26 protein-coding genes are annotated in these 22,931 nt (G+C 71.4%); 2 read left to right on the top strand and 24 right to left on the bottom strand.

Features of this window, described 5'->3' with window-relative positions; translation table 11 throughout:
* The first annotated feature begins 193 nt into the window (after window positions 1–193).
* Window positions 194–961: a VOC family protein gene (locus AB0A74_RS27635; RefSeq protein WP_358253869.1), complete on the top strand. Its 768-nt coding sequence runs from the start codon at window positions 194–196 to the stop codon at window positions 959–961.
* A gap of 60 nt (window positions 962–1,021) precedes the next feature.
* On the opposite strand, the gene AB0A74_RS27640 is transcribed toward AB0A74_RS27635, so the two are convergent.
* From AB0A74_RS27640 to rpsB, 5 genes are all read right to left on the bottom strand, one after another.
* Window positions 1,022–1,873 (bottom strand): phosphatidate cytidylyltransferase, encoded by an 852-nt coding sequence (locus tag AB0A74_RS27640; RefSeq protein ID WP_358253871.1) that lies wholly within the window; start codon window positions 1,871–1,873, stop codon window positions 1,022–1,024.
* Window positions 1,874–1,987: 114 nt separating this feature from the next.
* Entirely contained in the window at window positions 1,988–2,545 is a 558-nt protein-coding gene (frr, locus tag AB0A74_RS27645) for a ribosome recycling factor (RefSeq protein WP_343932345.1), read from the bottom strand.
* Between the two features lie 46 nt (window positions 2,546–2,591).
* Window positions 2,592–3,302, bottom strand: coding sequence for a UMP kinase (pyrH, locus tag AB0A74_RS27650; protein WP_246030263.1), 711 nt, complete (start codon window positions 3,300–3,302; stop codon window positions 2,592–2,594).
* 127 nt (window positions 3,303–3,429) lie between these two features.
* Window positions 3,430–4,245: a translation elongation factor Ts gene (gene tsf / locus AB0A74_RS27655; RefSeq protein ID WP_309114507.1), complete on the bottom strand. Its 816-nt coding sequence runs from the start codon at window positions 4,243–4,245 to the stop codon at window positions 3,430–3,432.
* Between the two features lie 93 nt (window positions 4,246–4,338).
* Window positions 4,339–5,178, bottom strand: a complete 840-nt coding sequence (gene rpsB, locus AB0A74_RS27660) for a 30S ribosomal protein S2 (RefSeq protein ID WP_358253873.1) — start codon at window positions 5,176–5,178, stop codon at window positions 4,339–4,341.
* Between the two features lie 341 nt (window positions 5,179–5,519).
* Here rpsB and AB0A74_RS27665 point away from each other — a divergent pair, with 341 nt between their 5' ends.
* Window positions 5,520–6,062, top strand: coding sequence for a M23 family metallopeptidase (locus tag AB0A74_RS27665; RefSeq protein WP_358253875.1), 543 nt, complete (start codon window positions 5,520–5,522; stop codon window positions 6,060–6,062).
* Here AB0A74_RS27665 and AB0A74_RS27670 read toward each other — a convergent pair.
* From AB0A74_RS27670 to ffh, 19 genes are all read right to left on the bottom strand, one after another.
* Complete coding sequence (locus AB0A74_RS27670) at window positions 6,059–6,907, bottom strand: FliA/WhiG family RNA polymerase sigma factor (protein ID WP_358253936.1); 849 nt, start codon at window positions 6,905–6,907, stop codon at window positions 6,059–6,061. The genes AB0A74_RS27665 and AB0A74_RS27670 overlap by 4 nt on opposite strands.
* A 394-nt stretch (window positions 6,908–7,301) precedes the next feature.
* Window positions 7,302–8,279: a tyrosine recombinase XerC gene (locus tag AB0A74_RS27675; protein WP_358253877.1), complete on the bottom strand. Its 978-nt coding sequence runs from the start codon at window positions 8,277–8,279 to the stop codon at window positions 7,302–7,304.
* 33 nt (window positions 8,280–8,312) lie between these two features.
* On the bottom strand, window positions 8,313–9,461 hold the full coding sequence (gene dprA / locus AB0A74_RS27680) for a DNA-processing protein DprA (protein ID WP_358253879.1): 1,149 nt from the start codon (window positions 9,459–9,461) through the stop codon (window positions 8,313–8,315).
* 741 nt (window positions 9,462–10,202) lie between these two features.
* Window positions 10,203–11,717 carry a YifB family Mg chelatase-like AAA ATPase gene (locus AB0A74_RS27685; RefSeq protein ID WP_358253881.1) on the bottom strand — a complete coding sequence of 505 codons (1,515 nt, stop codon included), beginning with the start codon at window positions 11,715–11,717 and terminating at the stop codon, window positions 10,203–10,205.
* A 1-nt stretch (window position 11,718) separates the two neighbouring features.
* Window positions 11,719–12,069, bottom strand: coding sequence for a YraN family protein (locus AB0A74_RS27690; RefSeq protein ID WP_358253883.1), 351 nt, complete (start codon window positions 12,067–12,069; stop codon window positions 11,719–11,721).
* A 191-nt stretch (window positions 12,070–12,260) separates the two neighbouring features.
* Entirely contained in the window at window positions 12,261–12,584 is a 324-nt protein-coding gene (locus AB0A74_RS27695) for a DUF2469 domain-containing protein (RefSeq protein ID WP_015104440.1), read from the bottom strand.
* Window positions 12,584–13,378 (bottom strand): ribonuclease HII, encoded by a 795-nt coding sequence (locus tag AB0A74_RS27700; protein ID WP_358253938.1) that lies wholly within the window; start codon window positions 13,376–13,378, stop codon window positions 12,584–12,586. The genes AB0A74_RS27695 and AB0A74_RS27700 overlap by 1 nt, the downstream gene beginning before the upstream one ends.
* Window positions 13,379–13,430: 52 nt before the next feature.
* On the bottom strand, window positions 13,431–14,282 hold the full coding sequence (gene lepB, locus AB0A74_RS27705; RefSeq protein ID WP_358253940.1) for a signal peptidase I: 852 nt from the start codon (window positions 14,280–14,282) through the stop codon (window positions 13,431–13,433).
* Between the two features lie 85 nt (window positions 14,283–14,367).
* Window positions 14,368–15,279, bottom strand: a complete 912-nt coding sequence (lepB, locus tag AB0A74_RS27710; RefSeq protein ID WP_358253884.1) for a signal peptidase I — start codon at window positions 15,277–15,279, stop codon at window positions 14,368–14,370.
* Between the two features lie 35 nt (window positions 15,280–15,314).
* Window positions 15,315–15,674, bottom strand: coding sequence for a 50S ribosomal protein L19 (rplS, locus tag AB0A74_RS27715; RefSeq protein ID WP_309113981.1), 360 nt, complete (start codon window positions 15,672–15,674; stop codon window positions 15,315–15,317).
* Window positions 15,675–15,829: 155 nt separating this feature from the next.
* On the bottom strand, window positions 15,830–16,570 hold the full coding sequence (gene trmD, locus AB0A74_RS27720; protein WP_358253886.1) for a tRNA (guanosine(37)-N1)-methyltransferase TrmD: 741 nt from the start codon (window positions 16,568–16,570) through the stop codon (window positions 15,830–15,832).
* On the bottom strand, window positions 16,560–17,075 hold the full coding sequence (rimM, locus tag AB0A74_RS27725) for a ribosome maturation factor RimM (protein ID WP_358253888.1): 516 nt from the start codon (window positions 17,073–17,075) through the stop codon (window positions 16,560–16,562). Before rimM ends, trmD begins: the two co-directional genes overlap by 11 nt.
* Before the next feature lie 8 nt (window positions 17,076–17,083).
* Window positions 17,084–17,323, bottom strand: coding sequence for an RNA-binding protein (locus AB0A74_RS27730; protein WP_015104447.1), 240 nt, complete (start codon window positions 17,321–17,323; stop codon window positions 17,084–17,086).
* A complete protein-coding gene (rpsP, locus tag AB0A74_RS27735; protein ID WP_358253890.1) occupies window positions 17,320–17,748 on the bottom strand; it encodes a 30S ribosomal protein S16 in 429 nt (142 codons plus the stop codon). The genes AB0A74_RS27730 and rpsP overlap by 4 nt, the downstream gene beginning before the upstream one ends.
* 150 nt (window positions 17,749–17,898) lie before the next feature.
* Complete coding sequence (locus AB0A74_RS27740; protein WP_358253892.1) at window positions 17,899–18,654, bottom strand: 5-oxoprolinase subunit PxpA; 756 nt, start codon at window positions 18,652–18,654, stop codon at window positions 17,899–17,901.
* The gene (locus AB0A74_RS27745) at window positions 18,651–19,397 is read right to left on the bottom strand and encodes a CPBP family intramembrane glutamic endopeptidase (protein WP_358253941.1); all 747 of its coding nucleotides are present in this window, start codon (window positions 19,395–19,397) and stop codon (window positions 18,651–18,653) included. The genes AB0A74_RS27740 and AB0A74_RS27745 overlap by 4 nt, the downstream gene beginning before the upstream one ends.
* A 45-nt stretch (window positions 19,398–19,442) precedes the next feature.
* On the bottom strand, window positions 19,443–20,153 hold the full coding sequence (locus tag AB0A74_RS27750) for a CPBP family intramembrane glutamic endopeptidase (RefSeq protein WP_358253893.1): 711 nt from the start codon (window positions 20,151–20,153) through the stop codon (window positions 19,443–19,445).
* Between the two features lie 71 nt (window positions 20,154–20,224).
* Entirely contained in the window at window positions 20,225–21,301 is a 1,077-nt protein-coding gene (locus AB0A74_RS27755; RefSeq protein ID WP_358253895.1) for an amidohydrolase family protein, read from the bottom strand.
* Window positions 21,298–22,827, bottom strand: a complete 1,530-nt coding sequence (gene ffh / locus AB0A74_RS27760) for a signal recognition particle protein (protein WP_343932330.1) — start codon at window positions 22,825–22,827, stop codon at window positions 21,298–21,300. The genes AB0A74_RS27755 and ffh overlap by 4 nt, the downstream gene beginning before the upstream one ends.
* Window positions 22,828–22,931 lie beyond the last annotated feature (104 nt).

Below are 22,931 nucleotides of genomic sequence, written 5' to 3' on the forward strand. Positions count from 1 at the left end.
GCCCGCCCGCCCCGAGCCCGGCCGCCCCGAGCCCGGCCGCGCCAAGCCCGCCGCCGCAGGTCAACCACGCCGAGCTGAAGCCCGCGCCAAAGCCGGCACGGTGCTCCCGAGCGCGCACGCCGGGAATTGTCGTACCCCTCCCGTAGCGTCCGATGCGACCCACACCACACCCGCACCGGATTGAGGAGAGGCGATGCCCACCCCCGGAACCCCGGCCTGGATCGAGGCGCCCACCGGCGACCCCGACCAGACCCGCGACTTCTACACGGGCCTGTTCGGCTGGACCTACACCGACGCCTACGAGGGCTATTCGGTCGCCATGAGCGACGGCGAGCCCGTCGCCGGCTTCTACCCGCCCTCCGCCGAGCCGACACCGCCGGGCTGGCTGTTCTACCTGCACACCGCCGACCTCGCGCGCACGTCGGAGCGGCTCGCGGAGCTGGGCGCGAAGACGGTCATGGGGCCGTTGGAGATCCCGGGCACGGGCCACGTGCAGCTGGTGCACGACCCGGCGGGCGCGGTCGTGGGGTTCTGGCAGGCCACATCGGACACCGTCCTGGCCACGGGCCGTCCGGGCGCGCTCGCGTGGCAGGAGGTCAACACCCGCGACGCCGCCGCGACGGACGCCTTCTACGGCGCGCTGTTCCCCTACGAGGAGCGGCAGCTCGGCGACGGCGAGGCGCTGGACTACAAGGTCTGGTCGCTGGGCGGCGAGGAGGTGGCCGGTCGGCTGCGCATGGGCCCGGAGTTCCCGCCCGACCTGCAACCGCACTGGATGCTGTACTTCGGCGTCACACCCGAGGTCGGCACCGACAAGGCGGCGGAACGGGTGACCGCGCTCGGCGGCACGGTCGGCGTCGAGCCGTTCGACTCGCCCTACGGCCGGATCGCGGTGGTGCGCGACCCGTACGGTTCGACGTTCTCGCTGGTCGACATGTCGCGGACAACACCGGACGCCTGAGCTTCGCCACCGGCGGAACGGCCCGTTCGAGGGGTCGGAGCCGTTCGGCCGGTGCGGTGCTCAGGCGGGCACGAAGGCGCTGAGCAGCAGCCAGGAGACGACCGCGGACGGCAGGAGCGAGTCCATGCGGTCCATCAGGCCGCCGTGGCCCGGCAGCAGGGTGCCCATGTCCTTCAGGCCGAGGTCGCGCTTAATCAGCGACTCCACCAGGTCGCCGGTCGTCGCGGTCACCACCAGCGCGGCGCCGAACAGCGCGCCGTGCCACCACTGGCCGCCCAGCATGAGGTTCACGGTGAGCGCGCCGCCGACCACGCCCGCCACCATCGACCCCGCGAAGCCCTCCCAGGACTTCTTCGGGCTGATGGTGGGGGCCATGGGGTGCTTGCCGAAGAACACGCCGGCCGCGTAGCCGCCGGTGTCGGACAGGACCACGCCGATCAGGAAGCACAGGACCCGGAAGACCCCGTCCTCGGGGACCACCAGCATGACCGCGAAGGAGGCGAAGACCGCCACGTACACGACCGTGAACACGGACGCGGTGACGTCCCGCAGGTAGCCGTCCGCGCCGTCCTTGAGCCGCCACAGCAGGCACACCAGGACGGTGACGACGAACGCCGTCAGCACGCCGTCGCGCCCGAACGGCCAGGCCAGCCACACCACGGCCTGGGCGCCCACGAGCACGGGCACCAGCGCGACCCGGATGTCCGCAGCGCGCTTCAACGCGCCCGTCAGCTCGTAGACCGACACGGCGACGGCGATGGCGACCACACCGATGAACAACTGCCGCACCGTGAACAGCGCGAACAGGATGACCGCGCCCAGCCCCACGCCGACGGCGATGGCCGCGCGCAGGTCCCGTCCCGCCCGAGACGGGCTCTTCGGGGCCGCGCCCTGCTCACCGCCGCCTGACACCTGTGCTCCCATCACGACCGGCTACCCGGCCGAGCGAACCATGCGGCCGGACACCCGGCCGGGGACACCGCACGGCCGGTGTTCCGGCCGGTCCAACCCGACGACTCCGTCAAATCAAACCTCTAGGAGCTCGGCTTCCTTGTGCTTGACCAGCTCGTCGACCTGGGCGACGTACCGGTGGGTGACGTTCTCCAGCTCCTTCTCGGCGCGGGAGCCCTCGTCCTCGCCGACCTCGCCGTCCTTGACCAGGCGGTCCAGCTCTTCCTTGGCCTTGCGGCGGATGTTGCGGATGGAGACCTTGGCGTCCTCGCCCTTGCCCTTGGCCACCTTGACCATCTCGCGCCGGCGCTCCTCGGACAACTGCGGGATCACCACCCGGATGACCGAGCCGTCGTTGCTGGGGTTGACGCCCAGGTCCGAGTCGCGGATGGCCTTCTCCACCGAGTTGAGCTGGCTGGTGTCGTAGGGCTTGATGACCGCCATCCGCGCCTCCGGGATGGCGACGCTGGCCAGCTGGTTCAGCGGGGTCGGCGAACCGTAGTACTCGACGACGATGCGGGAGAACATGGCGGGTGTAGCGCGGCCGGTGCGCACGGACGCGAGGTCTTCCTTCGCCACGGACACCGCTTTTTCCATCTTCTCCTCGGCGTCGAGGAGGGTCTCGTCGATCACGGCTACTCCCTATGGTGTGCGCAGTTCGGCTCGAATCCCAGCAGGTCTAGAAGGACGGGCGACCACCGGGGGTGCTCACCAGTGTCCCGATCTTCTCACCACGCACGGCACGCGCGATGTTCCCCTCGGTGAGCAGGTTGAACACCATGATCGGCATGTTGTTGTCCATGCACAGGCTGAACGCGGTGGCGTCGGCGACGTTGAGGCCGCGCTCCAGCACCTCGCGGTGGGTGATGTGGTCGAACATCAGCGCGTCCGGGTCGGTCTTGGGGTCGGCGGTGTAGATGCCGTCCACCGCCTTGGCCATCAGCACGACCTCGCACCCGATCTCCAGCGCCCGCTGCGCGGCGGTGGTGTCGGTGGAGAAGTACGGCATGCCCGCGCCGCCGCCGAAGATGACCACGCGGCCCTTCTCCAGGTGGCGCATGGCGCGGCGGGGGATGTAGGACTCGGCGACCTGGCCCATGGTGATGGCGGTCTGCACGCGGGTCTCGATGCCGTGCTCGCGCTCCAGGAAGTCCTGCAACGCGAGGCAGTTCATGACGGTGCCGAGCATGCCCATGTAGTCGGCGCGGCTGCGGTCCATGCCGCGCTGCTGGAGCTCGGCGCCCCGGAAGAAGTTGCCGCCACCGATGACGACGGCGACCTGGACACCTGTTCGGACGACCGCGGCGATCTGGCGGGACACGGTCTGCACGACGTCGGGGTCAACGCCCACGCCGCCGCCACCGAACATCTCGCCACCGAGCTTGAGCATGACCCGGCGGTAACCACCGGACTCGGCGTTGTCTGGCCCCGGGTGGGCTACCTCTGCGCTCACAGGTCCTCCTCTGGACACGGCAAGGGCGGGGTTGCATCCTCGCGCAACCCCGCCCTCACGCGAATCAGGCCTCGCCGACCTCGAACCGGGCGAAGCGGGTGACGGCGATCCCGGCCTCGTCCAGCACAGCCTTGACGGTCTTCTTGGACTCGGTCACGGAAGCCTGCTCCAGGAGCACGACGTCCTTGAAGAAGCCGTTCACGCGGCCCTCGACGATCTTGGGCAGGGCCGCCTCCGGCTTGCCCTCCTCGCGCGAGGTCTCCTCGGCGATGCGGCGCTCGTTGGCGACGACGTCGGCCGGCACCTCGTCGCGGGTGAGGTAGCGGGGGCGCATCGCGGCGATCTGCATGGCGGCGCCGCGGGCGGCCTCCTCGCTGTCACCGGTGTACTCGACCACGACGCCCACGGCGGGCGGCAGGTCGGCGGCACGGCGGTGCAGGTAGGTGGTCACGGTGCCGTCGAAGACGGCGACCTTGGCCAGCTCCAGCTTCTCCCCGATCTTGGCGGACAGCTCCTGCACGGCGGCGTCGACGGTCTGGCCGTCGAGGTCGGTCGCCTTGAGCACCTCGACGTCCGCGGGGCGGGAGGCCTTGGCGACGGCGACGATCCGGGACGCCAGGTCCTGGAAGTCGGAGTTCTTGGCGACGAAGTCCGTCTCGCAGCGCAGCTCGATCATCACGCCGTCCTCGGCGGCCACCAGGCCGTTGGAGGTCGTGCGCGCGGCGCGCTTGTCGACGTCCTTCGCACCCTTGATGCGCAGGATCTCGACCGCCTTGTCGAAGTCGCCGTCAGCCTCGTCCAGCGCCTTCTTGCAGTCCATCATGCCTGCGGCGGTCAGCTCGCGCAGGCGCTTCACGTCAGCGGCGGTGTAGTTCGCCATCGTGCGGTTTTCCGTTCCTTCTGCGGGATACGCGCGGGGATAGTGCCCGGTGCACGCCGCGCCCGCGAGTCGGCGGGCGCGGCGTGCGACGGATCAGGACTGGACGGTCTCGGAACCCTCGGCGGCGGGCTTCTCCGTCGACTCGGCGCCGACGAGCAGCTCCTGCTCCCACTCGGCCAGCGGCTCGTCGGTGGCGACACCCGGCTCCGGCTTGTCGTCACCGGCGGCGGCGCCGGCGCGCGCGCCGGAACGGGCCATGAGGCCGGCGGCGGCGGCCTCGGCGACGACCTTGGTCAGCAGCGCGGCGGACCGGATGGCGTCGTCGTTGCCCGGGATCGGGTAGTCGACCTCGTCCGGGTCGCAGTTGGTGTCGAGGATCGCGACGATCGGGATGTTCAGCTTGCGCGCCTCACCGACCGCGATGTGCTCCTTCTTGGTGTCCACGATCCACACGGCGCTGGGCACCTTGGACATGTCGCGGATACCGCCGAGCGTGCGCTCCAGCTTGTCCTTCTCGCGGTTCATCATCAGGATTTCCTTCTTGGTGAAACCCTGGAAACCGCCGGTCTGCTCCATCGACTCCAGCTCCTTGAGCCGCTGGAGGCGCTTGTGCACGGTGGAGAAGTTGGTGAGCATGCCGCCCAGCCAGCGCTGGTTCACGTAGGGCATGCCGACGCGGAGCGCCTCGTTGGCGATGGCCTCCTGCGCCTGCTTCTTGGTGCCGATGAACAGGATGGACCCGCCGTGCGCGACGGTCTCCTTCACGAACTCGTAGGCGCGGTCGATGTACGACAGCGTCTGCTGGAGGTCGATGATGTAGATGCCGTTGCGCTCGGTGAAGATGTAGCGCTTCATCTTCGGGTTCCAGCGCCGGGTCTGGTGCCCGAAGTGCACGCCGCTGTCGAGCAGCTGCTTCATGGTGACGACGGCCATGGCCGGTTACGCACCTCTTCGATCAGGCGCGCCGGGTGGCCCGGCACGCGTTCCGGTTGGTCGCGGCGTTCCGGGTCGGACCGCCGCCCTGGTGCCCCTGCCGCCGCCCGAACCGGAGTTTCACCTCAGGACCGCCGGACGCCGTGACTCGACCACGAGAGGTGGATCGGATCTGCAATGGCACGCGAAGTCGCCCCGCACTCACACGGGCCGCGCAACGAGTGTACGCCGCTCCCGGCGACCTTCCGAACCGCCCCTCAAGTTGTCCACAGCCCCGGAGTTGTCCACAGCCGGCGACCACCCCCTGGCACCCCTCCGCCCAGGTGAGGACCGTCGAACACATGACCACCCGGAACCCGCTCACCACGGCTCTCCGCCCAGCCACCCGCCTGACCGTGGCCGCGGTCCTCACAGCCCTCCTGACCTGCGCGGCACCCGCGACGGCCGGCCCAAGCCGCTACGCCTGGCCACTCGCGCCACCCCACACGGTGCTGCGGCCCTTCCACGCCCCCGCGACGCCCTACGGCCCGGGTCACCGGGGCGTTGACCTGGCCGCCCCCGCCGGCACCCCGGTCCTCGCGGCAGCCGACGGCACGGTGACCTTCACCGGCCAGGTGGCCGACCGCCGGGTGGTCACGCTGTCCCACGCGGGAGGCGTCCGAACCACCTACGAACCGGTCACCCCGACGGTCGCGATCGGCCGCACCGTGACCCGCGGCAGCCCGATAGCCACCCTCACCCCCGGCCACGAAGGCTGCCCGACCACGTGCCTCCACTGGGGCGCGCACCGGACAACGCCCAAGGCCGGCCGCACGTACCTGGACCCGCTGCGGCTGCTGTCGGCCACGCGCGTCCGCCTGCTGCCGACCGGCCCGCCGGGTTAGGAGTCGAGCTGCTCGTTCAGCTTCGTCCGCAGGCGCAGGACCGCCCGGGTGTGCAGTTGGCAGACCCGCGACTCGGTCACGCCCAGCACCTTGCCGATCTCCGCGAGCGTCAGGTTCTCGAAGTAGTACAGCGTCACGACGACCCGGTCGCGCTCGGCGAGTTGGGCGATCGCGTCGGCGAGCTGGCGGCGGCTGTCCTGGTCGACCAGGGTCGCGATCGGGTCCTCCGCGCCCTCGTCGGGCAGGGACTCGGCGAGCGACGCGCCCGCGCCACCGGCGCTGCGACCGGCGGCGATCAGCTCGTCCAGCGCCACGACGCTGGTGAGCTGGAGCTGGGCGTACAGCTCGCGCAGCTCGGCCAAGCCGATCTTGAGCTCGGCGGCCAGCTCGCGGTCGGTCGGCGTGCGCTGGAGGCGGCCACCGAGCCGTTCGAGGGCGCGCTCGACGTCCCGGGCGCGGCTGCGCACCGATCTCGGCACCCAGTCCTGGGAGCGCAGGTCGTCGAGGATCGCGCCCCGGATGCGCTGCATCGCGTAGGTCTCGAACTTCAGCCCGCGTTCGGGTTCGAACTTCTCGATGGCGTCGACCAGGCCGAAGATGCCGGACTGGATGAGGTCGGCGACGTCCACGTGCGCGGGCAGGCCGGTGCCGACACGACCGGCGACGTACTTGACCAGCGGCGCGTAGTGCAGGACCAGGCGGTCGCGCAGCGCCTGGTCGTGGGACTGGCCGTAGGTGTGCCAGAGGGCGATGATCCCGGCTTCCACGTCGTCGGCGGTGCGCGACTCCGAGGCCGGGTGTGCGGGGCGTGCGGACGGTGGGATCACCGCGTCGTCGTCGGCCATCGGGTCCGAGGTTGGCAGGTCGTGGGCGGCTGGGTCGAGAGCGGTCGCGGCGAGCGCGGCCAAGTCGAGCGCGGCCGGGTCGTGGGCGGACTGGTCGCGGGCAGCCGGGTCGGCGGCGAGCGCGGCGGCGGCCGGGTCGGCGGCGAGCGGCTCGCCCTCGGGGTCGGCGGTCTCACCACGGTCGGCGGCTCGGGCGCGGTCGCCGGCTTTGGCCCGGTCGGCGGCATCGGCGCGGTCGTGGAGGTGGCCGTTGCGCCGGGGGTCGTCGGAGGCTGCGTGACCGTTCGTCCCGGTCGGCTCGGGCGCGGCCGTCGCGGGCGCCTTCGACGAGGTCCCGACGTGCGCGGCGGTAGGAGAGGTCACGGTTGCGGTCCGCGAACCTCCCCCTGCGACGTCAGGAGCGGGGGTGGGTTCGGTCATGGATCGCCTTCAACCGGTCGACGGTGACGTGTGTGTAGAGCTGGGTCGTTGCGAGCGTAGCGTGACCGAGGAGCTCTTGGACGGTGCGCAGGTCCGCTCCCCCTTCCAACAGGTGCGTGGCCGCCGAGTGCCGCAGACCGTGCGGGCCGGTGTCGGCCGACTCCGGTACCGCACCCACTACATCGTGAACAACCCGCCTGGCGGTACGCGGATCGAGCCGACCGCCGCGCGCACCGAGGAACAGCGCCCGGTGTGAACGGTCGCTGACCAGCGCGGATCGGCCCTGTTCCACCCAGCGCCGTACCGCCCGTTCAGCCGGAACGCCGAACGGGACGGTGCGTTCGCGCCTGCCCTTGCCCAGAACCCGGATCACCCTTTGGGAGTAGTCGATGTCGTCGAGGTCGAGGCCGCACAGCTCGGCGACCCGAACACCTGTGGCGTAGAGCAACTCCACCACGGCTTGGTCACGCAGCGCAACCGGATCGCCCTGTTCCGCACCTACTTCCGCTGCTGTCATCGCCGCCTTCGCCTGCTCCGGACGGAGCACGGTGGGCAGCGTCCGGTGCGGTCGCGGCGCGGCCAGGCGCGGGCCGGGGTCGGTCGCCAACAGGCCGGCGCGGGTCGCCCACGCCGTGAACGCGCGGGCGGAGGCCGCGCGCCGGGCGAGCGTGGTGCGGCTCGCGCCCGCCGCGTGCTGGGCGGCCAGCCACGAGCGGAGTCCGGCGAGGTCGACGGCCTCCACCGCGACGTCGCCGGGCGTGCCGGACGCGAGGTGGACCAGCAGGGCCACGACGTCGGCGAGGTACGCGCGGACCGTGTGCGGGGACAGCGCGCGTTCCACCGCGAGGTGGCGTTCGTAGCGGTCGACGACGGCGGCCACGTCCTCGGGCAGTTCGCGGCGCAGGCCGACCAGGTCGATGCGGGGTGTCCGAGCGGGCGGCGGCGGGGACATAGACCCTGACGCTGCGCTCTCAGGCGGACTTGGTCAAGTATCGCCACGCGAACTCCCTTCCTGGGAGCGCTTCCAGCCCGCGTCCACCCGCTCGGCCAAGTCGATCAGCTCCAATTCGGGCAGCAGGGCGCGGACGCGGGACAGCTCGACCCCGGACTCGATCGAGATCGCCTCGGCGCTCGTGCCCGACCGCAGGCCCAACGCCTCGTAGACGCGCAACGCCTCGCCCTGTGGAAGTCCGACTTCGGTGTTCCGCGTGGCCTCGACAAGATCGACGCCGAGCCGTCCGGTCGACTCGATGATCTCGGCCACACTGGTCACCGGCTGCGCCTCGCCGGAGCGCAGCAGCTCGTGGCAGCCGGACGACGTCGAGGACGTGACCGGTCCCGGCACCGCCATCAGCACCCGTCCCAGCGCCGACGTCGAGGCGGCGGTGTTCTTCGCCCCGCTGCGCCGCCCGGCCTCCACCACGACCGTGCCCTCGCCGAGCGCGGCGATGAGCCGGTTGCGCGTGATGAACCGGTACCGCGCCGGTCGGCAGCCGGGCGGGTACTCGCTCACCACGAGACCGTGCTGCGGGATGCGTTCGAGCAGCCCCTGGTGGCCCGCCGGGTAGGCGATGTCCACCCCGCACGCGAGCACGGCGATCGTCGGACCACCCGCCGCCAGCGCGCCCCGGTGAGCAGCGCCGTCGATGCCGTACGCGGCCCCGGACACCACCGTCACCCCGGCCTCGGCCAGCCCGAACCCGAACTCGGCCGCGACGTGCTGGCCGTACCCGGTCGCCGACCGACTGCCCACCACCGCGACCGCCCGCTCGGTCAGCGCGGCGAGGTCCCCGCTCCCCCGCACCCACACCGCGAGCGGGGCCAGGCCGCACCGGAGCCCGTGGGCGGCGGCGATGGTGAGCGCGTTGAACGGCCACTCGGGCCACTCGTCGTCCTCGGGCACGACCAGCCGACCACCGATCTCCTCGACCGCCGCGAGGTCCTCCTCGGCCCGGTACTCGCCGCGCCGGGCGGAGGTCTGGTTGGCGACGGAACCCGGCACGTCCCCGGACCGGACCCGCCGCGCGGCCTCGACCGGCCCGCGCTCGGCGACGAACTCGCTCAACGCGGGCGCTGGCGGCTCGGCGACCCGCGACAGGTAGGCCCGAGCGAGCCGAACGTCATCCCCACTCACGGCCCACCACCACCGAACCGGCACCCGCCACCAGAACACGGCTCACAACCCTCGGCGCACAACGGCCACCCGCCGCGACGAACCGCCCACCAACACCGACCACCACGGGCGGTCCGACACGGACACCGACCGCCACCACCACCAACGTCACCAACGCCGAGCGACGACCCGCCACTCACGCCGCCCGGGTGCGCGCCGGTAGCGCCGCTGTGAGGGCCAGGGCTGCCGCTGCCCGGGCTGGGGCTGCCGCCGTGCGCACCGGCGATACCGCTGCGCGGGTTCGCGGGACCGTTGTGCGCGCCGCCGGTGCCGCTGTGTGGGCCGGTTGTGCAGCGGTGGCACGTGCGTGGGGGTTCGGGTGGTGGCGGGGTCGGGTTCGGGGGTTGTCGGGTTGGGCGCAGGGTTCGGTGATGGTGGTGGGGGTTGAAGGGGCAGTTCGGGGGGTTGCAGTCGGTGGTCATGGCGTGTCGGCCTTTCCGGGGTCGGGGTCGGGGTCGGGGTCGGAGGTGTGGGGAGCGGGAGCGCGGGGAGCGGGCGTGTGGGAGGCCTGGGTGTGGGAGGCCTGGATGCGGGTGGCTGGTCGGGGGACTGGGTGGCCGAGCGTCCATGTGCGGGTGGCGGGGTGTAGGCGGCGGAGGGTTGGGCGGCCTGCGTAGGGGCCCTCGTTCGCTGTGTCGGGTGGGGGTGGGTGGTGGTGTGGTTTGGGGGTTATCTGGCGTACGCGCCAGGTGTGGGGGCCGGTCATGCGCTTCTCCGTTCTCGGAATTCGAGGGCCGCCGCCACGTGGTCCTCGGTGGGCAGGTCGGTCCCGGCCAGGTCGGCCAGGGTCCAGGCGACGCGCAGGCAGCGGTCCGCGCCTCTGCCGGTCAGCGCTCCCCGGGAGAGGGCCCGGTCGAGCAGGGATGTCGCCTGCCTCGGCAGGCGGTATTCGCGGCGGAGGATCGGGCCCGGGACCTCCGCGTTCGTGCGCCAGCCGTGGCGGGACCAGCGCGCGTGGGCACGGGCGCGGGCGTCGGCCACGCGTTCGCGGACCGTTTCCGTGGATTCCGGTTCCGGGAGACCGGCATCCATCATCACGGTGAGCGGCCGCATGAGAACGCGTAGGTCCACGCGGTCCAGGAGTGGGCCGGAGAGTTTTGATTGGTAGCGACGTCTGACACCCGGCAGGCACGTGCAGTCGATGTCCTTCGCGGGCGCGCAAGGGCATGGATTCGTGGCCAATACGAGTTGGAAGCGGGCCGGATAGCGCGCCACACCGTCCCTCCTGGCGATTCGGACCTCCCCTTCCTCCAGGACCGTGCGCAGGGCGTCGAGTTTCGTCGGACCGAATTCCGAGGCCTCGTCGATGAAGAGGACCCCTTTGTGCGCCCGGCTGACCGCGCCCGGTTTCGCCAAGCCGGAACCGCCGCCCACCAGGGCCACCGTGGAAGTGGACGGGTGCAGGGACACGAACGGCGGTGTGGCGACTAGTGGTGTTTCCGGTGTGAGGAGGCCGGCGACCGAGTGGACCGCCGTGACGCCCAGCGCGTCCTCCGGACCCAACGGCGGCAAGAGGCTCACCAGGCGTTCGGCCAACATCGTCTTCCCCGTACCGGGTGGGCCGGTGAGCAGGACGTGGTGCCCACCCGCCGCGGCGACCTCCAGCGCCCACCTCGCCTCCGGCTGGCCGACCACGTCGGCCAGGTCCGGACCGGGTGGCGGCTGGGCCGGGGTGAACGGTGGCGGCTCGCGCAGGGCCGTCGGGTCGCCGTCCAGCCAGCGCAGCAGGTCGCCCAGCGAATCCGCCCCGTACAGGTCGAGGCCGTCCACCAGGGCCGCTTCGCGCAGGGATGCCGTCGGGACCACCGCGCGGGGCAGGCCGGCGCGGCGGGCCGCGAGGAGCGCCGGCAGGACGCCGCGCACCGAGCGGACCCGGCCGTCCAAGGCCAGCTCGCCGAGCAGGACCGTGCCTTCCAGGCGCTCACCGGGGACTGCCTGTGAGGCCGCCAGCACTACGCAGGCCAAGGCCAGGTCGTAGCTGGAACCGACCTTCGGCAGCGAGGCGGGCGACAGGCCGAGGGTGACCCGTTGGGTGGGCCACTCGTGCCCGCTGTTGCGGATGGCCGCGCGCACCCGGTCCTTCGACTCCTGGAGTGCCGTGTCGGGCAGCCCGATGAGCCTGGTGAGGACGGCGCCCGCGCCCACGTCCGCCTCGATCTCCACCGGTACGCCGTCCACCCCGAAGAGGGCGACGCACCACGCTCGTGCCAGTGCCATCTCAGGCTCCTCGCACGTGGTGCAGCCGGACCGGGCCCGAGGGCGGCCACAGGATGCCGATGACGTCGAACCGGATGCGCATCCAACCCAGGCCGTGGGCCCTCAGCCAACGACGGGCCAGGTCGCCTATTCGACCCAGCTTCTCCGGGGTCACCGCTTCCAGGGGGTGGTCGTGGGTGGTTCCCGAACGGCATTTGACTTCGCAGACGACCAGTTGTTCGCGATCGGTCGCCACGACGTCCAGTTCGCCGGCCTTGCAGCGCCAATTGCGGGACAGGACCACCAGGCCCTGCTCTTCCAGATACCGGCAGGCCAGGTCTTCACCGCGCCTGCCGAGTTCCTGCGTGCTCATTTCCGCCTCCGGGTGTGTCGAGTGGTGTGTCTCGACTGTGGCGGAGGAGGGAAGGGGGTGCCAGGAGCGGAACTGGGATTGTGGACAACTTCAGGGCTGTGGACAACTGGGTCGCCGATGGCGGCGGAAGACGGAAAAGCGGAAGGGGTCCACCCGATCGGGTGGACCCCTTCCGCAAGCGGAGCGGCGGGTCAGGAGTTGAACGGGCCGTCCTCGGGCAGGCGCAGATCGGGCTTGTCGAGTTCTTCGACGTTCACGTCCTTGAAGGTGATCACCCGCACGTTCTTCACGAACCTCGCGGGTCGGTACATGTCCCACACCCAGGCGTCGGACATCCGCACCTCGAAGTAGACCTCGCCGTCCGCGTTGCGGACCTGCACGTCCACCGAGTTGGCCAGGTAGAACCGCCGCTCGGTCTCCACGACGAACGAGAACTGGCTGACGATGTCGCGGTACTCCTTGTACAGCGACAACTCCATCTCGGTCTCGTACTTTTCGAGATCCTCTGCACTCATTACGCCTCCGCGCGGGTCGTGCTCATCGAGTCCGCGCCCCTCCTCGTCGCGAGCCTGCCACCGCTGGTCTGCGGCGATGTTCCATTCTGGACCACGGCGGCGGAAAGCACGTCGCGCGCCACCCGGTGCGGCGCGGTCAACCCGTGCCGGGCCGCCGCCTGCGCCACGTTCGCATACGACCAGCGGTGCTCCGCGCTCGGCCCGTGTTCCAGCAGCGCGGCCTGGTGCTCGGCGGTGCTGTAGCCCTTGTGCACGTCGAACCCGTACACGGGGTGTTCGTCGTGCAACGACGCCATGATGCGGTCCCTGGTGACCTTGGCCAGCACCGACGCCGCGGCCACGCACGCCGCCACCCGGTCGCCCTTGACCACCGGCATGTTCGGCGCGGTCAGGCCCGGCACCGGGAACCCGTCGGTCAGCACGTAACCGGGGTGCGCGGACAACTGCGCCACGGCCCGCCGCATGCCCTCGATGTTCGCCACGTGCACGCCGATCAGGTCCACCTCGGCCGAGGGCACCACGATCACCGCGTAGTCGACGGCGCGCTTGAGCACCAGGTCGTACATGCGGTCGCGGGCGGCGGCGGTGAGCAGCTTGGAGTCCGTCAGGCCCTCGAACCGCGCGGCGTCACCCGGCTTGAGCACGCAGGAGGCGATCACCAGCGGCCCGGCGCACGCACCGCGCCCGGCCTCGTCCACCCCGGCCACCGGGCCGAGGCCGCGCCGGTCCAACGCGGCCTGGAACGCCCAGATGCCCGCGGTCTGCCGTACCTGCGCGCGAGGCGGCTTGCGGATCACCACCCGACCTTATCCCAGCCGCCCGGGGCCGGGACCGCGCGTGCCGACCTCAGCCACGGCGGTCGCGGAACAACCGGACGCGGGCGCGGACGCGACGGCTCACCAACAGCACCGGCCACGCCCCCAGCAGGCCGACACCCAGCGGCACGGCCGACTGCCACGCCGGCGCGCCCAACGCCACGACCTGCGGGTTGTGGTCGCCCACGCCCTGCCAGCGCGACGGCGGCAGCACGATCACCCGCGCCTTGCCCACGACGTTGTCCACCGGCACCAGCCCGGCCTGCGGACCCTTGTCCCGCGCCTGGCACCGCGAGTCGCACGAGTCGTTGCGGTTGTCGCCCAGCACGAACAGGTACCCCTCGGGCACCCGGACCTCGGCGAACGAGTCCTGCGAAGTCCCGCGCCCCGGCTCCCAGTACAGGTACGGCTCGTCCAGCGGCTTGCCGTCGACCATCACGCGGTTCTGGTTGTCGCAGCACGACACCGTCTGCCCGCCGACCGCCACGATCCGCTTGACGAAGTCCTCCTTGTTCGCCGTCGGCACCCCGACCAGCGAACCCAGCCCCTGGAAGAACCCGACCACCGGGTTGCTCGGCTCCACCGGCGCGAACTCCTGGTTGATCCAGGCGTCGGGGCCGTGGAAGACCACCACGTCACCCGGCGCCGGGTCGGTGAAGTTGTAGGTGACCTTGTCCACCAGCACGCGGTCGCCGAAGCACGGCGAGGTGCAGCCGTGCAGCGTCTGCTCCATCGACTCCGACGGGATCATGTAGACCCGCGCCAGGAACGTCTGGATCAGGAACGCGAGCCCGACCGCCACGACGATCAGGACCGGCAGCTCACGCCAGAAGGAGCCCTTCTTCTTCTCCTTCTTGCGGGCGCGCCGACGCCACGCCTCGATCTTCTCCTCGTCGGAGGCGCGGGACGAGTCCTCGTCGGAGGGGCCGTGCGAAGGTGCGACGTCTACCACCGGCCCAGCGTACCGATCACCCCTGTGTGGACCTGGTCAACCGGCGGCGCAGCCGCTTGCCGAAGAACACCAGCGGGAACGCCCCGAGCAGGCCCACGCCCAGCGGGACCCCGGACTGCCAGGCGGGCGCGCCCAGCGCCACGGCCTGCGGGTTGTGGTCGCCGATGCCCTGCCAGCGCGACGGCGGCAGCACGATCACGCGCGCCTTGCCGATCACGTTCTCCTCGGGCACGACGCCGTTGACGCCGCCACCGCCCTGCCGACGGGAGTCGGTGGAGTTGGTGCGGTTGTCGCCCATCACCCACAGGTGGCCCTCGGGCACCTTGACCGGCGCGAACGGCTCGTGGTCCTCGGGACCGGTGCCGGGCTGCCAGTAGATGTACGGCTCGTCCAGCGGCTTGCCGTCGACCTTGACGCGGTGCTGGTCGTCGCAGCACTCGACGGTCTGCCCGCCCACCGCGATGACGCGCTTGACGAAGTCGCGCTCGTCCGGCGGCGCGAGGCCGACCAGGGACATCAGGCCCTGGAAGCCGCGCACGACGGGGTTGTCGGACCGGGGCGACTGGAAGTCGTTCTGGCCCCACGCCTCGGGGCCGCGGAACACCACGACCTCACCCGGTTCGATCTCGCCGAAGTCGTAGACCAGCTTGTCGACCAGGACGCGGTCGCCGAAGCACGGGGAGGTGCAGCCGTGCAGCGTCTGCTCCATGGACGCCGACGGGATGACGTACACCCGCGCGAGGAACGTCTGGATCAGGAACGTCAGCGCCAGGGCCGTCACCGCCAGCACGAGCAGCTCGCGCCACAGCGGGGGCTTCTTCTTCTGGGGTTTGACCTGGGGCTGCTCGCCCGACGCCGAGCCCTCGACGGGCTCGGCGTCGGGTTCCTGACCGTCTTCGCCGGCGGAGCGGTGCACGGGTTCTGCCACGTGGGGCAGGCTATCGGTAACGCGTGAATCCGGCGTCAGGAGGCCGGCTTGGCCTCGCGCTTCTCCTTGATCTTGGCGGCCTTGCCGCGCAGGTCGCGGAGGTAGTACAGCTTCGCGCGACGCACGTCGCCGCGGGAGGCGACCTCGATCTCCGCGATGTTCGGGGAGTGCACCGGGAAGGTGCGCTCGACGCCCACGCCGAAGGAGACCTTGCGGACGGTGAAGGTCTCGCGGATGCCACCGCCCTGGCGGCGGATGACCACGCCCTGGAAGACCTGGACGCGCTCGCGGTTGCCCTCGATGACGCGGACGTGGACCTTCAGCGTGTCGCCCGGCCGGAAGCTCGGGATGTCGGAGCGCAGCGACTGGGCGTCAAGAGCGTCCAGGGTGTTCATGGTCCGTCCTCTACGTTTCATTCACTTCCCCAGAGGCGCGTGCCATCTCAACTTGCGCACGTGCGTGGGGGCGGGCTCAAAGCGCACACCGGCAGACCCGGGTGCAGCAACCTGTCCAGTGTGCCAGACGGGGCTGTCGGCGACGAAATCGGGGCTCAGCGCAGGTCGTCGAGCAGCTTGCGGTCGTGCTTGTCCAGCGCGTCCTCGGGGAGGGCGGCGAGCAGGTCCGGGCGGCGCTCCCACGTGCGGCGCAGCGCCTGGTCGCGCCGCCAGCGGTCGATCGCCTTGTGGTTGCCCGAGCGCAGCACGTCCGGCACCGCGAGGTCGCGCCACACCTCGGGGCGGGTGTAGGAGGGGCCTTCCAGCAGGCCGTCGGAGAAGGAGTCCTGCGCGGCGGACGCGGGGTTGCCCAGCACGCCGGGCAGCAGCCGAACCACGGCTTCCACGATCACCAGCACGGCGACCTCGCCGCCGACCAGCACGTAGTCGCCGATGGACACCTCGTCCACACGCATGCGGCGGGACGCGTCGTCCACCACACGCTGGTCGATGCCCTCATAACGGCCGCACGCGAACACCAAACGCTCTTCAGCGGCGTACTCGTGCGCCAAAGCCTGCCTGAAGGGACGCCCGGCGGGCGTGGGAACGATGAGACGCGGCGGCTTCTCCCCCGCGCACACCTCGTCAAGCGCGTCACCCCACACCTGGGGCTTCATGACCATACCCGGACCGCCGCCGTAAGGGCTGTCGTCGACCGCCTTGTGCACGTCGTGCGTCCACTTGCGCAGGTCGTGCACATCGACGCTGATCAGGCCCTTGTCGATGGCCTTGCCGAGCAGCGCGGCGCGCAGCGGGTCCAGGTACTCCGGGAAGATCGTGACGACGTCAATCCGCATCGAGCAGGCCTTCGGGCGGGTCGAGCACGACGCGCTTCCCGGGCACGTCGACAGTGGGCACGATCTGCTTGACGAACGGGACCAGCACCTCGCCGCCGTCCCGTTCGATGACCAGCAACTCCCCGGCGGGACCGTGCACGACCTCCTGGACGGTGCCCACGAGCGTGCCGTCGAGCAGTTCGGCGCGCAGGCCTTCCAGCTCGTGGTCGTAGAACTCGTCCGGGTCGTCGGTGGGCGGCAGGTCCTCGGTGCTGACGAACAGCAGCGTGCCGCGCAGCAGCTCCGCGACGTCCCTGGTCAGGACTTCCTCGAAACGCACCAGCAGCCGCCCGGAGTGGTTCCGGGCGGCTGCGACGGTGAGGGTGCGACGCGTGCCGTCACGCAGCTTGCCGACCAGCGCCGAGCCCGCGGCGAACCGCTGCTCGGGCGAATCGGTGCGCACGTCCACGGCCAGTTCGCCGCGGATGCCGTGCGCCTTGGCCACGCGGCCGACGACGACGTCCATGCGCGCGCTCAGCGGTCGGTGTCGACCACGTCGACGCGCACGCCACGACCACCGATGCCGGCCATCACGGTGCGCAGCGCGGTCGCGGTGCGGCCGGAGCGGCCGATCACCTTGCCGAGGTCGTCCGGGTGGACGTGGACCTCCAGCGTGCGACCGCGCCGGGTCGTGACCAGGTTCACCCGGACGTCGTCCGGGTGGTCGACGATGCCCCGAACGAGGTGTTCGAGGGCGTCAGCCAACAAGCTCACGCCTCGTCCTTGGGAGCCTCGGCCTCATCCGACTTCTTGGCGGCCTTCTTCTTCGGCGTGGTCGCCTCGGTCGTCGGCGCGTCACCGGCCGCGGCGAGCGCGGCGGCGAACAGGTCGGCCTTGGACGGCTTGGGCTCCTTGACCTTCAGGGTGCCCTCGGCGCCCGGCAGGCCCTTGAACTTCTGCCAGTCGCCGGTGATCTCCAGGATGCGCTGGACGGACTCGGTCGGCTGCGCGCCGACGCCCAGCCAGTACTGCGCCCGCTCGGACTTGACCTCGATGAACGAGGGCTCCTCCTTCGGGTGGTACTTGCCGATCGTCTCGATGGCCTTGCCGTTGCGGCGGGTGCGCGCGTCGGCGACGACGATCCGGTAGTACGGCTGACGGATCTTGCCAAGCCGCTGAAGCTTGATCTTGACGGCCACGGGTGTGGGTACTCCTCAGGCTCTCTCTTGCATCGTGCGGGCGCTCCTCACCCGAGTGGGGCACGGGTGGGAGGACCCAGAGGTCTTGGCGCCAGGGCACGGTGAGAGGGACCGACCACGGCGAACAGCCAACCATTCTGCCAGACGGGGTCACTCGACCACGAATCGGGCCACTCCGACGCCCGATCCGGTCAACGCGGCCCGCACCGCGCGGGCGTGTTCGACGGCCCCGGGAGTGTCCCCGTGCAGGCACAGCGAGTCCACCTCGACGGGCACGACGTCACCCGTCACGGCGACGATCTCACCCTTCTCAGCGAGCCGCAGCACCTGCTCCACCACGGCGTCCGTGCTGGTCAGGACCGCCCCGGGCCGCGTGCGCGGCACCAGCGTGCCCTCAGGGGTGTAGGCGCGGTCCGCGAACGCCTCGCGCACCGGCCGCAGGCCCGCGTCGGCGGCGTGACGAAGAAGACGCGACCCGGGCAGCCCGAGCACCGGCAGGTCCCCGAACGCCCGCACACCCGCGACCACGGCCGCCGCTTGCGCGTCGTGGTGCACGGTCGCGTTGTAGAGCGCCCCGTGCGGCTTCACGTACGACACCCGCGTCCCGGCCGCGCGGGCGCACGCCTCCAGCGCGCCGATCTGGTACAGCACCTCGTCGGCCAGCTCGCCCGGGTCCGCGTCGATGAACCGCCGCCCGAACCCGGCCAGGTCCCGGTAGGACACCTGAGCGCCCACGGCGACCCCGCGCGCGGCGGCCTCCGCGCACACCCGGCGCATCGTGGACGGGTCGCCCGCGTGGAACCCGCACGCCACGTTCGCGCTGGTCACGATGTCCAGCAGGGCGGCGTCGTCGCCGAGCTTCCAGATGCCGAACCCCTCGCCGAGGTCGGAGTTCAGGTCGATCACGTGGGCATCACCCCGATGGAGACCAGCAGCAGCGTCAGGCCGGGCAGGAAGTTGTTGACCACGTGCGCCACGACGCTCGCGGTGAGCCGGCGGGTGATCAGCCGGGCGATGCCGATCGGCAGGGCGATCACGATCAGCAGGGACGTGCGCAGCGGCTCCAGGTGGCTGGCCGCGAAGATCAGCGTGGTCAGCACGAACGCGGCCCACTGGCTCCAGCCCTGCCGCTCGATCGCGCCCCACAGCAGCCCCCGGTAGATCAGCTCCTCGCAGATCGGCCCGACGAAGCACACGTACAGGAACATCGCGATGGCGGCGGCCAGCGGCAGCGCCGCGCCGTCCACCAACTCGCCGATCGCCGAGGTGGCGTTCTGGTCGCCCACGACGCGCGACCAGACCAGCGCCGCCAGGTAGGTCAGCACCAGGCCCAGCGCGCCGAGCTTGAGGCCGACCTTGACGTCCGCCCAGTTCCACGCCAGCCGCAGGTCCACCAGCGGCCCGTTGCCGCGCACGCGCGTGATGACGACCGCGACGGCGGCGGCCAGGACGGTCGGCGCCATCGAGCCGACCAGGATGAACGCCACCGAGGAACCGATGTCGGTGCCGGACGTGCGCGCGACCGCGGTGATGAACACCGCCGAGAGCACGAACACCGCTTCGACCAGCAGGAACGCGCCAAAGCCCCAACGCTGCCCGGTGCGCTCGGGCACCGGCTCGCGGCCGACGGCGCGCACGCCCTCGATCAGCCCTGTCGGGGGTTCATCCGGAGGATTCACAGTCGATAACCCTAGCTACGAGGCGCCTACGTACAGGTAGACGGCGGGGAGGAGGTTGTTGGCCGCGTGCGCCACGACGCTCGCCGCGACCCGCCCGGTGATCATCCGGGCGGCCCCGATGGCGAGACCCTGGGCGAACAGGCTGATGGTGCGCCACGACTCTTCGTGGAGGAACGCGAAGATCAGCGCCGTGAGGCCCAGGATGGCGTACCTGGGGACTTTGTAGTGCTCCAGCGCGCTCCACAGGGCGCCTCTGGTGAGGAGTTCCTCCGTCAGGGGCGCACCGAGGAAGACGAACAGCGCCGCGCACGCCAGCCAAATGGACTGACCGCCGCTCAACGCGCCGATCCGCTCCAGCGAGGAACCGGAGTCGCGGTTGATGCGGAGCAGCACGACTCCGAGTACCCACGCGGCGAGCAGCGACAACCCGCCACAGGCCAAACCCACCTTGATGTCACGCGCGCGGGGGACGAGCCCGAAGTCCCGCTCCGGACCGTCACCATGCCACCGGGAGACGACGACGGGACCCAGGCCGAGCAGGACGTTGGGCAGGAAGACCAGGAGCAGCAACGGGCCGAGCACGGGCGGGTCGGTGACGTCGACCTCGGCGAACCGGTCGGCCGTGACGGCGGTGAAGACCAGCGAGGACAGGTGGTAGCCGCCCAGTCCGACGAACAGCGCGAGGAAGCCCCAATGCGCCCGCCCGGTGTCCTGCCGTTCCTCCACTCGTCCGAACGTAGCGGCACCGGCTGAACGGACCCTGTGCAGGGCTCAAGATCACCCTGACGGCCGCACGGTCAGTGGATGCGACCGCGCAGCATCACGAGCTTGGGGTGCCTCAGGGCGGCCAGGTCGGCCCGGGGATCGGTCTCGTAGACCACGACGTCCGCCGCCGCGCCCTCGGTCAGCGACGGGAAGCCCAGCCACTCCCGCGCGGCCCACGAAGCCGACGCGAGCGCGTTCTCCCGGCTCAGGCCCACGGCGTGCAGGGCGGCGACCTCGTCCACGATCCGGCCGTGGCGGATGCCGCCGCCCGCGTCCGTGCCCGCGTACACCGGCACGCCGGCTTCGACGGCGGACGCGACCGTGGCCTTGTTGCGCGCGTAGAGGTGGCGCATGTGGGCCGCGTACTTCGGGAACTTCTCCGCGCCCGAGTCCGCGATGCCGGGGAAGTTCTCGATGTTGATCAGAGTCGGGACCAGCGCGGTGCCGGCGGCGGCCATCGTGGCGATCGTGTCGTCGTCCAGGCCGGTGCCGTGCTCGATGCAGTCGATGCCCGCCGCCAGCAGGCCGGGCAGGGCCTCGCCGCCGAACACGTGCGCGGTCACCCGGGCCTTCGCCTCGTGCGCGACCTTGATCGCCTCGGCCAGCACGTCGTCGGACCACAGCGGGGCCAGGTCGCCGGTCGAGCGGTCGATCCAGTCGCCGACCAGCTTCACCCAGCCGTCGCCCTGCGCCGCCTGCTCGGCCACGGCGGCGGGCAGGTCGCGCTCGTCCTCCAGCTCGACGCCGATGTACTTGATGTACCGCTTGGGCCGCGCGATGTGCCGGCCCGCGCGGATGATCCTCGGCAGGTCCAGGCGTTCCTGCAGCGGCCGGGTGTCCAGCGGGGAGCCGCAGTCGCGGATCAGCAGCGTGCCGGCGGCGCGGTCGAGCAGCGCCTGGTCCGCCGCCTCCGGCAGGTCGACGGCCCCGTTCGGGCCCAGGCCGACGTGGCAGTGCGCGTCGACCAGGCCCGGCACGAGGTAGCCGCCGTCCACGACGGTCCGCGCGCCGGGCACCGGCCGGGTGCGCACCCGCCCGTTGACCACCCACAGGTCGCGCGGGTCGCCGCCGTCGGGCAGGACGACCCCGCGCAGGTGCAGGCCGGTCACTTCGGGAACTTGAACTTGGTCGGGTCGAAGCCGGGCGGCAGGTCGTTGAGACCGCCGTCGAGGCCGGGCGGGAGCTGGCCCATGCCGGGCGGCATGCCGCCGGGGAGCATCCCGGGCATGCCGGGGAAGCCGCCGCGGATCTTCGGCTGCGTCGGCCCGCGCCCCTTCTTGCCCTTCTTCCCCTTCTTGCCCTTGCCCTTGGGCCCGCGCGCGCCGGGCAGGCCGAACCGGCCGGCCATCTGCGACATCATCTTGCGGGCCTCGAAGAACCGGTTGACCAGGTCGTTCACGTCGCTGACCCGGACGCCCGAGCCGTTGGCGATGCGCAGCCGGCGGGACGCGTTGATGATCTTCGGGTCCTCGCGCTCGGCCGGGGTCATGCCGCGGATGATCGCCTGCACGCGGTCGAGGTGCTTCTCGTCCAGGTTCGCGAGCTGGTCCTTCATCTGGCCCGCGCCGGGCAGCATGCCCAGCAGGTTCGCGATCGGGCCCATCTTGCGCAGGGTGAGCATCTGCTCCAGGAAGTCCTCCAGCGTGAGCTGGCCGGACCCCATCTTCATCGCCGCGGCCTCGGCCTGCTCCGCGTCGAACGCCTGCTCGGCCTGCTCGATCAGGGTGAGCATGTCGCCCATGCCCAGGATCCGCGACGCCATCCGGTCCGGGTGGAAGACGTCGAAGTCCTCCAGCTTCTCGCCGTTGGACGCGAACAGGATCGGCTGGCCGGTCACCTCGCGGACGCTCAGCGCGGCACCACCGCGGGCGTCGCCGTCGAGCTTGGTCAGCACCACGCCGGTGAAGCCGACGCCGTCGCGGAACGCGGTCGCGGTGTTGACCGCGTCCTGACCGATCATCGCGTCGACCACGAACAGCACCTCGTCGGGCTGCACGGCGGCGCGGATGTCGATCGCCTGGCGCATCATCTCCTCGTCCACACCGAGGCGGCCCGCGGTGTCCACCAGCACGATGTCGTGCTGGGCCCGCTTGGCCTCCTCGATGCCGCGGCGCGCCACGTCCACCGGGTCGCCGACGCCGTTGCCCGGCTCGGGCGCGAACACCGGCACCCCGGCGCGCTCGCCGACGACCTGCAACTGGGTGACCGCGTTGGGCCGCTGGAGGTCGCAGGCGACCAGCATCGGCGTGTGGCCCTGGCCACGCAGCCACTTGGCGAGCTTGCCCGCCAGCGTCGTCTTGCCGGCGCCCTGGAGACCGGCGAGCATGATCACCGAGGGCGGGTTCTTGGCCAGGTTGAGCCGCCGGGTCTCGCCGCCGAGGATGGCGACCAGTTCCTCGTTGACGATCTTGACGACCTGCTGGGCCGGGTTGAGCGCCTGGGAGACCTCCGCGCCCTTGGCGCGCTCCTTGACCTTGGCGATGAAGGTCCGGACGACCGGCAGCGCGACGTCGGCCTCCAGCAACGCCACCCGGATCTCCCGCGCGGTGGCGTCGATGTCGGCGTCGGAGAGCCGCCCCTTGCCGCGCAGGTTGTTCAGGACCGAGGTGAGCCGGTCGGAAAGGGTGTTGAACACGATGCCGTCAGACCTCGCACGTCGTCGGACCAATGACCACCCGCCAGGGTAGCCGGTCCCACGCCCACTCCGGTCGGCGCTCGCCCGCAGCCCCCCGCCCCAAC

The sequence above is a fragment of the Saccharothrix sp. NPDC042600 genome (assembly GCF_040647305.1).
Classification (GTDB): Bacteria; Actinomycetota; Actinomycetes; order Mycobacteriales; family Pseudonocardiaceae; genus Actinosynnema; species Actinosynnema mutabilis.